We start from the raw sequence: 13,124 nt of genomic DNA on the forward strand, positions 1-13,124 counted from the left end.
TCGACGAGCGAATGCCATGGCAAGCCTGTGAGAGTGGATATCAGCAAACGCTAAACTGCTAACAACTAAAATTACAGGTCCCAAACATTAGTCTCCAACACATATCGGTCCAAAAGTATGTTACGTATGTCTTTAAATCTACAGATTACGCGAATGCACGAAAGGTGGAACCATGGTGATTAGCGAGACGACCGTCCGCCCTATGGACGGGGCGGTCGAGCATCCAAGGACGGACTTGAACAACGTCCCTGTTTAACTGCCAGTTCGCCGTCCATGGCTCTCGTTCATAAGATCAGAAAACCTAGGTTTCTATTCACCGAGTTGACGAGCGAATGTCATGGCAAGCCTGTGAGAGTGGATATCAGTCAATGAATATGCTGGGTCAAACTAAACTAATCTGGTCGCCATAACTTTGTTGGTACTATCACTCATCTTTAGTGCATTAAATCTAACGTATTTTTGTCCAAAAGTGAGTTGTGTGGTGTCGAGTGGAGATTGTACGATTAAGTCACGCTATATAATCAAATCAGCCAGTTCGTGTATGAGTTAGTGCAAAAAGGGGAGTCAGTTAACCTGACTCCCCTTTTAGCTGAGCTATTGTTGCCGTTAGCTTTTAGAACAATAAATGCGCTACACCCGCGATAACAGGCAGTGTCACTAAGGTACGTAGAATAAACACCACGAAGAGCTCAACAAAGTTCACCGGGATTTTACTGCCGATAAGCAATGCGCCCACTTCGCTCATGTAGATCAACTGAGTCACAGACAAGGCCGCAATCACAAAGCGAGTCATATCCGATTCAATTGAGCTGGCCAGAATTGACGGAATAAACATATCCGCAAAACCCACCACAATCGTTTTAGAGGCTTCAGTGGCTTCAGGAATATGCAGCAATTCGAGTAATGGAATAAACGGCATACCCAGATAGTTAAAGATAGGCGTGTGCTCGGCAATAATCAGCGCTAGCGTACCAATTGCCATTACCACAGGGATAATGCCAAACACCATATCGACAACGTTTTTAACGCCTTCATTCAAAACGGCTTTGATGCCACCGGCACTGGCGGCTTTTTCTAAGGCCTTATCAAAACCCCAAGAGAAAGCGTTGTGACCCGCGGGGATCAGCTCATCATCTGGCATGCGTGGGGTATCGTCTATGTAGTTGTCTTTCTTCCACGACAGCGGTGGCAACTTAGGTACAATCACAGCCGCCGCAAAACCAGCGAGACACACAGTCAAATAGAAGGGCACAAACATGTGCTCTAATTTAACCTGTGAGATCACCACTAGGCTGAAGGTAATCGATACCGCCGAGAAGGTTGTGCCGATAACGGCCGCTTCTCTTTGGGTATAAAAACGTGCTTCGTATTGTTTGCTGGTCAGTAAAATACCGACACTGCCATCACCTAACCATGAGGCCATACAATCAATTGCACTGCGACCCGGTAGATTGAACACGGGGCGCATGATTTTGGTTAGCAGTGTGCCAAACAGTTCGAGTAGACCGAAGTTCAGCAGCAGCGGCAACAACATACCCGCAAAGATAAAGACGGAGAACAACACGGGCAGTAAGTCGTTTAAGACTAATGCACCTGTGCTTGAGGAGTTAATGACCTCTGGGCCTAAGCCTAAATAGGTCAGCACAACAAACACCGCACCTACGATCCGCGTGATCAACCATAAAGGACTGACATTTAATAAGGCATTAAGGAAGTGATTCTGGGCCACAAACTTAGGCTTAAATGCTTTTGACAGCGAAGAGGCCAGCGCCGTAGCCACGATAATCATCGTCACTATGAGGGTTAACACGCCGCTCAATGCGCCTTGCAGTGCTTTAGAGATAATCGCGATTGGAATAGTGATCGCATCGTTGTAGCTGATAGGGGTCATAAATAACAACAGACCGATCAGCGAAGGGACGATAAAGGTGAGTATCGTCTTAATGTTTCGATTTTTATTTTCAGTAGTCAATTTTGTACACCTTAAAGTACGAGTCGTACATGGTAAATTTGAATTAATAGCCGCACGTAACGCGCTGTTGACGCCAATTAAGGTGCATTTAAATTCAACTCAAAAACGAGAATGGGGAAGATTACTCGCTTAGCTTGTCTATGTAAAACGATTCGCTAGTTAGTTTGATATAAGCAGCAAAACAGCATAGTTATTTTACTTAAGTTGTCGGTGATATTAGGTCGATGCTTTCGGGGGGGTTCAGATAAAAAATTATTATAAACATGGTGTTATGGTTTATTGTTTCTGAGGGGTTAATCGCTTGCATTATGATGTAGTCAAAACGATTGAGATGTTATTTTTGCACGAAAAAACATCAGCAACTTTAGCCTTTTAGCCCTATCGGTTGGTTTTTTGTGCGATTTAAACGGACTGTCGTGATAACACTTTCTATATAGCGTGGGTAAGCACGCTTTAAGAATGCCACGCTTATGTTCAGTGTATTTTGCTGCTCGGTACATTTTTATGCGACAGGCAGTTAAATCTGCTTAGAGATAATAGTGATCTTCCTCATCATCTTGATGTTTTGGAGGCTGACTAAAAAGTCGCTAATAACGATGAAAGTAAAAATATTATTCATAAAGCGGATACCCGCCGCTTTAAATCTTCTCATTTCCATGTAAGTTAGTATCATTCCTATCCAACTCAAGTATTCATGACTGCAAAAGTAGAGAAGGTTAAGATTAAAGGCGGCTCGACACTGGCCATTAAGTTTGGTTTTCTGGGGATCTTTGGGCTTTTAATCGGTATTGTGATGACTGTTTTAGGATTTGACGACGCCGAATCCCATCGCTTTAATTTTTTAAATCATACCCTAAGCGAATTGGGGACTTATGGTCATTCTCCTTTTGCTGTGATCCTCAACGGGGGATTGTTCTTTGGCAGTTTAAGTCTCGTCTTTTATTGTTTGTCTTCGTTACAACAAGTGACATCTTTTTGGGGATATCCCTTTTTTATCAGTCTGGCATGCACTTTTTTAGCTTTAGCGATCGTGGGATTATTTCCGGTGAACGTGTATCACTTGCACGTTTTAGGGCTGAAATGGTTTTTCTATCTGGGAAGCTTAAGTGCGATTTTCTACTTAGCTTTAGTTTTTTTCGGCAAGTCTCATTTTGGTCGCTGGACTGGGTTGTTAGCCCTCATTGTGCTGTGCAGCATGATGACGTTTCTGTATGCGCCGCAATTGGATTTAGGTTTGACCGAAGGCGATAGGCCGTTTTATCATGAGATGGTATTGCAGCTGCCGCGTCCTAGTTTGTGGTGGCCAGCCCTACTGGAATGGATAGGGCTGGGGAGTCTATTGTGCTGGACCACTGTGCTACTTTTCAGCCAGTTACACTCCAACCAAGATCGAACCAGCCAAGAGTGAAACTTCACTGGTTAAACTCATTCCTTAAGTTAACGTCGACGTTGGCTTAAATTCAGATTATGTTTCCCGCTCCGATTCTCACTTAGATTAAGCTCTGGCTCATGTTTAGGCTCTGAATCTGGCTAGGATTGGCATGCACAGCAAGGCCTGCTTCTCCAAACCAATAGCCGTTACACTGGGTTCTCTCTAGGTCCGCATCGCTGCCAATCGAGAAGTCTTGAGCATTTTCAGGCGTGTTAATTGCATCGACCAAGGCATTGGCTGTGGTGATGCAGTCAAAACTACTGGGTGATACCCGAAACACATCGACCCCCATCTGCGCCATTGTCGTTATTTCACTGCGTAAATCTAAACAACTAGCGGATTGAGTTTGGATCCCATTGAGCCTGAGCAAAGGCTGCTGCTCTTGGGTTTGCGCGAGTAGCCCTTTGCTGTATTCACGGCACACCGTTTCACAATGATCTTTGGTGAGCTGTTTGTGCCTAGCGGTAAAGCAGCGTGCAGAATGGGCGAGGGGCAAATAGCCGTGGCCGAGGACCTCTACTTCAAATGGCGGCTTTTGTTGGATCACTTGGCTAAGCCAAGCCTTTGATAGCTCCACTGGCATCACAAACCTTTGCATCCCAAATCGCTGCAAAATGTCTAAACTGGCGCGATTGTAGTTATTGATACTCGCGCCGCAGACGAAGGGCAGCTTGTGCTCGTTGGCGAGATAGACCGCCGCCATATCGTTCGCTTCGACTATAAATTCGCCGTTATCGACTTGGCGTTTAAGCTCAGTATATTCCGATGGCGCTTCGATTAATGCCAGCGTTGAAATCACCACTTCTTTACCCGCCTGCTTGAGCATTTGTGCCAGCTCTAGATAATCGCCCCATTTGAGTTCGCGTCTGCGACTGCAGACGGCCTCGCCTAAATACACTAAGGGGATTTGACTCGCGGCGACTTGCTGATAAAAATCGCTGACCTGTTGTTTTTGCCAGCAATACAACAGCGGGCCTAGGGAAATATGCATAACTTGTCCTTTGTTAATCTGGCGCTCTGTTCATTAACCTTTTATTGCCAATCACGCTCGTAGGCGCCAAGTGTAGTGATTTGACCCTCGGAAACTTTTGCAAGGGCTTGTTCCCAATGGGGTTGGTTTTGGCTTGTTGAGTACAGTTCTGGGTTATCCAGATAGGTGTCTATGGCTTGACGCCAAACTCTCGTGACTTGCTCAACATAGGCTGGGCTGCGTTGGCGGCCTTCGATTTTCAACGACACTATGCCTGCCTTAGCGAGTTCGGGCAGTAAGCTTAAGGTATTTAAACTGGTTGGTGATTCGAGCAAATACTGCGGCGAATCTTGATCTTCCGTGATGTAACGGCCTTTACATACCACGGGATAACCCATCTGTTCATCAAGGGCCGACTTATCAATCAACACATCGTTGAGCAGGGTTAATCGGTTCTGTCCTTCTTCATGCCAGCGCACGTGTTTTGCTGGTGAACAAGAGCCGCCGGTGTTGGGTGATTGACCCGTCACATAGGACGACAGCTGGCAACGACCTTCGGCCATGATGCATAGACTGCCGAAGGCGAACACTTCTAAATCCACTGGGCTGACCTTGGCAAGGTCACGCACTTGTTTCATCGATAACACCCGCGGCAACACGACTCGGGCGATGTTAAAAGCTTCTTTATAAAAGCTGAGCGCACCCAGATTGGTCGCACTGGCCTGCACCGATAAATGCAGCGGTAAGTGTGGATAATGTTTATGGGCATAATCGAGCAAAGAAAGATCGGCAACAATCAACGCATCCATTCCCAGTTTTGCAGCGAGATCGATAGCCTGATGCCAACGGTGCTCTTCGCCCGGTTTTGGAAAGGTATTTAAGGTCAAAAAAATTTTCTTGCCGTGCTTTTGCGTCAGCTCAGTGGCTTCTTGCAATTTTGCTGGGGTAAAGTTTAATCCTGCAAACGAGCGCGCGTTGGTGTCGTCTTTTAACCCTAGATATACTGCGTCGGCTCCGGCATGCAATGCCGACTTTAGCGAGGCCAGATTTCCTGCTGGACACAACAGCTCCATAGTGATGCTCCCGATAAAATGATAGCCGCTGAGTGTAGGTAAGATTGAATGGCGATGAATTGATTTAAAACAGGTTTAAGATCATAAAATCCCGATAAACTGGGATATATATGTTTTATTCTTGTAGGGTTTACGCCATGTCCGCTGTTTTTTCCGCAAAAATCGCTCAGCAACTTTTAGAATTCACTCCAAAAGCCATTGGCTTTCCCCTTGCTAAAATGCCCTTTAGCCTCAAAGCGAAAGTGATCAGCCAATTACTTGGGCTATTACTCGCCGAGCAAGCTGCAGATGATGAACTTGGATTTTTGAGTGATAAATGGGTTGCGATCCGAGTGGATGATTTAAATCTGGCCTTTGAGGTGAGTTTTAATGGCAAGTGGCAAGTCAGAGAGTTGACCGATGCGCAGGTGAGCTTTAGTGCCAACTCGGCTGAACTGGTGTTAGTGGCAGCAGCAAAGGAAGATCCCGACACGCTATTCTTCCAGCGTAAGTTGAGTATTGAAGGCGATACAGAATTAGGGCTCGAAGTGAAAAACTTGCTGCTCAGCATCGAATTTGCCAGTATGCCGACCCCAATTCGCCTTAGCGTTGAAAAGCTCGCCGCTGTGATCGAGCGTCTGCAACTCGAAGCCAAACCAACGGTTATTCTCGCTAAGTCTCCAAGTTATTAATCAAGCTATTAATGCTACTTGGCGAGATAGCCTTCTGAATAAACTACTAAAAAGCCCACTCAGTTGTTACCTTAGTGGGCTTGAGTTTGATTCAAAACTCACTGAACCGATTCACTCGCTAGTAGCTTGCACTCAGTTGAACGCCCGAGTAATTAGCATAACCACGTAACATCACATGGTAAGTTCCCGCTTGAGTCACGGTAATCGAACAGCTTTCATTGTTACCATTTTTATAGGGGCGACAATCATAGCTGGTGGTCGTTGGGACAGTCTCTGCTTTGACATACAGATCCACGTCGCCAGTGCCGCCACTGGTGGCAATATTCAGCTGGCTATTGGCAGGGACGACGATTTTATACAGGGCTTCAGTTGCCGTTGCTCCGCTCAAATTCGTGACAGGTACGCCATTGGTTAAGCAGTTCGCATCGGTACAATTTCCGCCGCCATTAAGGTTGTAGCTGGCGGTAAGCTGGGCGTTAGCATAATTGTTATAGCCTTGAACCATCACATACCAACGACCCGCCGCAGGTGCGGTGAAATTACAGCTCTCATTGTTACCATTTTGATATGGGCGGCATTGATAGCTGGTCGTCGTCGGTTTTTGTCCTTGGCTCACATAAATATCCGCATCGCCAGAGCCCCCCGCGAGGTTGATGCCTAAACTTGCCGCATTTGCGGGGACATCGATATAGTAATAAGTCGCTGAACCTGTGGCTCCACTGATCGCAATACCCACATTATTTTGCAGCTGAGTCTCGTCAACGGGGCAATCATTGCCACAGCCACCATCATCATTTGCAAGTGAAAACAGTAACTTATTCGGTGAGCCTGTCTTAGCATCTGTGACTTTGTCCGCAGTGGCGCGCGTCTTGAGTAAGTTAGTCACCTGTGCGGGGGAGAGGTTAGGATTTTCATCTAAGTATAATGCCGCGACGCCTGCCACATGGGGGGATGCCATTGAGGTGCCACTAATGGTATTGGTCGCCGAATTTGAGGTATACCAAGAGGAAGTTATGCTCGAACCGGGCGCATAGATATCAAGGCAAGTCCCGTAGTTAGAAAAACTCGAGCGGGAATCGTTACTGGTGGTTGAACCGACAGTGATGGCATCTGCGGCACGGGCTGGGGAGTAGTTACAGGCATTACTATTATCATTGCCGGCTGCGACGACGAAGGTGATCCCTGCGGCAACAGCGGCATTGACGGCATCATCCGTGGCTTGGGAGGCGCTGCCCCCTAAACTCATGTTCGCGACAGCGGGGCCAGAAGCATTGTTTTTCACCCAGTTAATCCCTGCAATCACGCCAGAGTTACTGCCAGAACCTGAACAGTTAAGCACTCTGACACCCACCACATTGACGTTTTTCGCGACACCGTAGGTTGAGCCGCCAATCGTCCCGGCCACATGTGTACCATGACCGTTACAGTCAGTCGCATCGTAATCATTATCGATAAAGTCATAGCCACTGCTTGCGCGGCCGCCAAACTCATTATGTGTATTAAGCACCCCAGTATCGATAACAAAGGCGGTCACACCAGATCCATCGTAATCCGTGTGATAGTTGTTATCCAATGGCAAGTTGCGTTGATCGATTCTGTCTATGCCCCAGGTCGGACTCGGTTGGTCCGCATTGGCTTCCATCATGGGCGTTACTGACATCACTTGATCTTGTTCTACGTACTTCACGTTTGGATCTTTAAGCAGTGCCTTAACTTGTTGGGCACTGGCATTGATGAGTACACCGTTGAGCACATTACCAAAGTTTTTCATCACTCTGACATCATATTGATTGACTAAACTCTCGGCTTGTTTAACCGCGAATTCAGCTATGGTGTTGTTATTACTTAGATTAAGAACACTTGGGGTATTGAATACAACGATGTAAGTATCTTTGATGGCTTTAGATTGTGGGACACTTACCATAGTCGCTTGGTATTCATTAGCGTTAACAGGGAAGTAAGCAAGTCCAGTTGCGACTGCGACTGCTATTAAATGTTTCTTATGCATGTTGAACTCCATTTTCTTTTTATGTCTCCACGGACTTCGAGACATAATCCAATGTAGAAGGTATTTTCAACCTGCCCAGTTTAATGCTTAAGGCTTAACTCATTCACAATATTAAAATGTAACACTTGATTTACAATTTGGGCCTGAGTGAATTTTTACTGGGATGACTATTGAGCTGTACAAATAAGTGTCAAAATAATAACTCTCAGTCTATTAAAGTAACAACGTTTGTAAAATTGGTGATTTATCAAGCGACATTATGTCTTGAACTATAAATTGAGAAGAAGGGATAAATATCGTCTGTTAGTTTTTTGACAGACAGAACTAAATCAGCGTCAGTCTAAAGTAGTGTTTTTAGTAAACCAGGAATGAATGCTCGGATTTATGCGCTTAAATAGTTTTGCATACTGTTTATATGCATGTCTGTTGCATTGTTTTAGGCGGGGATGAGGTAGATTTGACCGAGAGGTTAGATAACCACTCGGTCTGGCGAAGTGATTAAGCTTTTTGCGTTAACACGGCAAATTTCACTAACAGTTCGTCGTTGGACTCGACGCGGTTTGGATCTGGGTCGATGCAATCAATTGGGCAGACAGACACGCAAGTCGGTTTGTCGTAATGCCCCACACATTCGGTGCAGCGGTCGGGATCGATTTCATAGATCTCTTCGCCCATAGTGATGGCCTGATTAGGACACTCAGGCTCACACATATCGCAGTTGATGCAGCTATCGTCGATCAGTAATGCCATGACCTTAACCTAGTTCATGTGGGTTGCGCGTATCCTGACCTTGGGGCAGGTTACGCAGCAAAATACCGTGGCTCAAATCGACTTCTTTTGGCACGGGCAGATACACAGTGTGCCCAGAACCTAAGCCCGCTGCAACCGCTTCAGCCTTGCGATTTTCAAGTTGTTCAATCGTCAGACTGATATTGCCCTGCGGCGTCATCAGCTCGACACTGTCGCCAACGGAAAACTTGTTCTTCACTTCGATTTCAGCCAGTCCCGCAAGGTTGCGTTTACCCGTTAGCTCACCCACAAATTGTTGGGTGTCACTGACTGAGTAGCCATAGTCATAATTTTGATATTCATCATGCACATGGCGACGTAAAAAGCCTTCGGTATAACCACGGTGGGCTAGGCCTTCTAATTGATTCATTAGACTGCGGTCGAAATCTTTACCCGATGAAGCATCTTCAATCGCGCGGCGATACAACTGTGCGGTGCGGGCGACGTAATAGAAAGACTTAGTGCGCCCTTCAATTTTAAGTGAGTCTATGCCCATTTTTGTCAGGCGCTCAACGTGTTGAATAGCACGTAAGTCCTTAGAGTTCATGATATAAGTACCATGCTCATCTTCAAAGGCTGGCATGTATTCGCCGGGACGATTGGCTTCCTGTAGTAGGAAGATTTGATCCGTGGGCGCACCTGCACCTAAAGTCGTCGGAGTTTCGATTTGTACTGCATTAGGCATGGCAATGATGTCGCCGCTGTCGTTTTGCTGCGCTTCGTGCACGTCGTATTTCCAGCGACAAGCATTAGTACAAGTGCCTTGGTTTGGATCGCGTTTGTTGATATAACCCGAGAGTAAACAACGACCTGAATACGCCATGCAGAGGGCGCCATGCACAAACACTTCGAGTTCTATATCTGGGCAGCGTTGACGAATTTCTTCGATTTCATCTAAGGATAATTCGCGCGACAGGATCACGCGTTTGATGCCTTGGGTTTGCCAAAACTTGACCGAGGCCCAGTTGATGGCATTGGCTTGTACGGATAAATGCACCACTTGATCGGGAAACGCTTCACGTACCATCATGATTAAACCCGGATCGGACATGATCAGCGCGTCTGGCTTCATCGCCACTACGGGTTCCATGTCCTTGATATAGGTTTTTAGCTTGGCATTGTGGGGCGCTATGTTGCTCACAACATACAGCTTTTTACCCAGCGCATGGGCTTCTTGTATGCCTGTGGCAAGGTTTTCCATTTTGAAGTCATTGTTACGTACCCTTAGGCTATATCTCGGCTGACCGGCATACACGGCATCTGCACCATAGGCAAAGGCGTAGCGCATGTTTTTCAGGGTTCCAGCTGGAGACAGCAGCTCAGGTTTAAACATAATCACTCTCAAATTGGTTAATTAATCGATGAATAAATGGCGCGGTGCGCGGGGGCGGGATTTTACACAATGAAAGTAGGGTTATGCAAATTGCCCTTACTAACTTTAGTGGTACTTCACATTTTACGAATATAGCGCGTTTAGCTTTGAGCAAGCAGCGAGAAACATTTCAGCTCTGGTGATGATTGATGCAGAAGATTACAGCCGATAATTAAGCCAAAATTGATAACGCAATCATACAATTTATTAACGTCCGTTGCTTTTTTCTACGTATCTAATGACGGTCAGCTGATATACTCCAACTATCCAATGTTCATGTTTACAGATTGATGGGAGTTAAGATGTCTACCGAACATCTACTGTTAGTCAGTTTATTAAAAAAACTAAAAGATGATGCCTTAGTGCTACCGACGTTGCCTGAAGTGGCGATGCGGGTGCAAGAAGTGGTCGGACGCTCCGATGCGAGCCTTAAACAAGTGGCTGAAGTGATCGGCCAAGATGCGGCGATTTCTGCCCGTATTATTAAGGTGGCCAATAGCGCTTTATATAGCCGAGGCGTTCCTGCTGAAAGCATTAACAGTGCGGTTTCACGCATTGGTTTAATCCAAATTAAAAGCATCGCGACTTCGGTGGCGATGGAGCAATTGTTCATTTCCACCAATGAAATGGTGTGGGAAGTCATGGACGAAGTGTGGCGCACCTCAATCGATGTGACTGCCGCCGCCTGTGCCATGTTGCAGATGTATAATAAACGCCATTCAACCAGTCGATTAAATTTTGATACCTTAACCTTAGCCGGACTCGTACATAACATTGGCGCTTTACCTGTGTTGACCGAAGCTGAGGCGCAGCCGCATTTATTTACGAGCATTGATCAATTACGCGCGCTCGTTCGTAAAATGCAGGGGCCCTTAGGTCGTGCTGTGTTAAAGAGTTGGGATTTTTCTACCGAAGTGATGGAAGTGGTTGAGCGCTGGGCCGATTTACCTTATCTGCCCGATCACGTCACCTATCTCGACTTTATCCGTGCAGCGGCCTTCTATACAGGTGAATTACGTGCTGGCACTGAGTTAGAACAACGTCTTGGTGTGTTTGTCGCCCGTGGTTTACCCGTGACAACCGATGATTTAGCCAGTGATGAATTTATGGAAAAATTCCATTCAATTAGAGAAAGTTACCAATAATCGTTAGGCCTAAATGGAACTCAAATGGCGCCCGTATCACTGAATTGCAGTGCCATTTGATAATAAGCTTACGCGGTAAAGCAGAGGCCAAGGTATGTTCGAAATTGGGTTAGTTGTTGCTTCGCTCATTTTATTGATATTTTCATTGTATATACTGCAGGCAAAATATAGATCGCTACGGTCGCAGCAAAAATTCTTAGCACAGCTTTGTCTCCAGCTAGAACAACAAAAGATTGAACGCCAAGCATTAGACCTTAGCATCGTTCCCCAAGAGTTTGCGCCTCTCTACCATACCTTAGATGAATTATTGAAGGCCTTACCCGCAAGCGTGGGTAAGGACAAGTTGACTGGACTAGTGAACCGTGTAGGCCTTAAACGTGCGCTGACCTCCATGATGCCGCTGACTCAAGGGACGCTAGTGCTGATTGATATTTATCGATTTCGCTATGTAAATGATCTCTTTGGGTTTGTATTTGGCGATATCTTGCTAAAGCAATTTGCAGAACGGTTAAACAGCTTAAGTTTATCTCCAAGATTAATCGCTCGGCTCAATGGTGATGAGTTCTGCCTATATTACGAGCAAGCGTTGACTGAGGAGCAACTCATTCATTTAAGAGGCCGTTTACAGGTGCCTTTTAGCATTAAGAACACGCCAGTCAGCGTTAAACTTCAAATCGGTTGTGTGCATTTACAAGAACACCACGCCGACACGAGTCAGATGTTACGTCGCGTCGATTTGGCGCTGAAGAAAGCCCGTCACTCTCGTAGCGCGATTGCTTACTATGCCGAGAATGATGATATTCAACAGTTAAGAGAACTGAGAATTATCGATAGCTTGCCTAAAGGTTTGCAACGCAATCAAGTGTATATGGTGTATCAAGCGAAACAGGATATTGCGACGGGAAGGTGTTTTCAGGTTGAAGCCTTGATACGCTGGGAACACGACGAGCTTGGGGTTATTTCTCCAGGTGAGTTTATCCCTTTAGCCGAATATGCCGGCATGATTGATTTAGTGAGCCAATGGGCACTCGATCAGGTTTTAGCGCAGCAGGAAAAATGGCGCGCCGCAGGGATACAATTGTGCGTCGCAGTCAACCTATCTACACGGGATCTCGACAGTGAAACCTTGCCCCAAGAAATTGCGGCGAGATTGGCGCATTACAAGCTTCCGCCCGAATCCTTAATGATTGAAATTACGGAAAGTACCTTAATGGCGGATTTAACTAAGGCGGTCGAAACCTTAGATAAAATTCGTGCTTTAGGGGTGAGGCTCGCAATTGATGATTTTGGTACCGGTCATTCTTCACTGGCTTACTTGAAGCATCTACCCGTCAATGAAGTCAAAATCGATAAAGCTTTTCTAAAGGATCTTGAGCAGGATAAACCGTCGGAATATATCCTCGAAGCCAGTATTAATATTGCTAAAAAACTCGGTTATGAGGTGACTGTCGAAGGGATTGAAACCCCTGAAATTAGAGAGATACTCGTCGCTATGGGCGTCGATACCCTACAAGGCATGTATTACGCTAAGCCCATGAGAGCTGCAGAACTGGAAATGAACTGGGCCCGGCTGCACAATGCCATGTAAACCCAATGCCATCTAAATCTAATGCTCATTAACCCCTGTGCTAATTTGATTAAGGGCCACTTAAATTTAGTGCACTTAAAATTAGGGCCACTTAAATTAATGGC

10 protein-coding genes are annotated in these 13,124 nt (G+C 46.0%); 4 read left to right on the forward strand and 6 right to left on the reverse strand.

The window, feature by feature from the left end; translation table 11 throughout:
• Window positions 1-613 precede the first annotated feature (613 nt).
• Window positions 614-1,972 (reverse strand): YjiH family protein, encoded by a 1,359-nt coding sequence (locus tag DYH48_RS03875; protein ID WP_115334097.1) that lies wholly within the window; start codon window positions 1,970-1,972, stop codon window positions 614-616.
• Between the two features lie 694 nt (window positions 1,973-2,666).
• Between DYH48_RS03875 and DYH48_RS03880 the strand changes: the two genes are divergently transcribed.
• Window positions 2,667-3,380, forward strand: coding sequence for a DUF998 domain-containing protein (locus DYH48_RS03880; RefSeq protein ID WP_115334098.1), 714 nt, complete (start codon window positions 2,667-2,669; stop codon window positions 3,378-3,380).
• An 82-nt stretch (window positions 3,381-3,462) separates the two neighbouring features.
• Here DYH48_RS03880 and DYH48_RS03885 read toward each other — a convergent pair whose 3' ends face one another.
• The gene (locus DYH48_RS03885; RefSeq protein WP_115334099.1) at window positions 3,463-4,395 is read right to left on the reverse strand and encodes a U32 family peptidase; all 933 of its coding nucleotides are present in this window, start codon (window positions 4,393-4,395) and stop codon (window positions 3,463-3,465) included.
• Window positions 4,396-4,436: 41 nt separating this feature from the next.
• Window positions 4,437-5,447 (reverse strand): ubiquinone anaerobic biosynthesis protein UbiU, encoded by a 1,011-nt coding sequence (gene ubiU / locus DYH48_RS03890; RefSeq protein WP_115334100.1) that lies wholly within the window; start codon window positions 5,445-5,447, stop codon window positions 4,437-4,439.
• A 137-nt stretch (window positions 5,448-5,584) separates the two neighbouring features.
• Between ubiU and ubiT the strand changes: the two genes are divergently transcribed.
• Window positions 5,585-6,118: a ubiquinone anaerobic biosynthesis accessory factor UbiT gene (ubiT, locus tag DYH48_RS03895; RefSeq protein ID WP_106651277.1), complete on the forward strand. Its 534-nt coding sequence runs from the start codon at window positions 5,585-5,587 to the stop codon at window positions 6,116-6,118.
• A 118-nt stretch (window positions 6,119-6,236) separates the two neighbouring features.
• Here ubiT and DYH48_RS03900 read toward each other — a convergent pair whose 3' ends face one another.
• From DYH48_RS03900 to trhP, 3 genes are all read right to left on the reverse strand, one after another.
• Window positions 6,237-8,126, reverse strand: coding sequence for a S8 family peptidase (locus DYH48_RS03900; RefSeq protein WP_115334101.1), 1,890 nt, complete (start codon window positions 8,124-8,126; stop codon window positions 6,237-6,239).
• Window positions 8,127-8,624: 498 nt separating this feature from the next.
• On the reverse strand, window positions 8,625-8,876 hold the full coding sequence (locus DYH48_RS03905) for a YfhL family 4Fe-4S dicluster ferredoxin (protein ID WP_006082676.1): 252 nt from the start codon (window positions 8,874-8,876) through the stop codon (window positions 8,625-8,627).
• A gap of 4 nt (window positions 8,877-8,880) precedes the next feature.
• Window positions 8,881-10,248, reverse strand: coding sequence for a prephenate-dependent tRNA uridine(34) hydroxylase TrhP (gene trhP / locus DYH48_RS03910; protein WP_012587063.1), 1,368 nt, complete (start codon window positions 10,246-10,248; stop codon window positions 8,881-8,883).
• 341 nt (window positions 10,249-10,589) lie between these two features.
• Between trhP and DYH48_RS03915 the strand changes: the two genes are divergently transcribed.
• Together DYH48_RS03915 and DYH48_RS03920 are read left to right on the forward strand one after the other, a co-directional pair.
• On the forward strand, window positions 10,590-11,432 hold the full coding sequence (locus DYH48_RS03915) for an HDOD domain-containing protein (protein ID WP_006082674.1): 843 nt from the start codon (window positions 10,590-10,592) through the stop codon (window positions 11,430-11,432).
• 94 nt (window positions 11,433-11,526) lie between these two features.
• A complete protein-coding gene (locus DYH48_RS03920; protein ID WP_115334102.1) occupies window positions 11,527-13,020 on the forward strand; it encodes a putative bifunctional diguanylate cyclase/phosphodiesterase in 1,494 nt (497 codons plus the stop codon).
• Window positions 13,021-13,124 lie beyond the last annotated feature (104 nt).

Origin of the sequence: Shewanella baltica, from assembly GCF_900456975.1 — a bacterium.
Classification (GTDB): Bacteria; Pseudomonadota; Gammaproteobacteria; order Enterobacterales; family Shewanellaceae; genus Shewanella; species Shewanella baltica.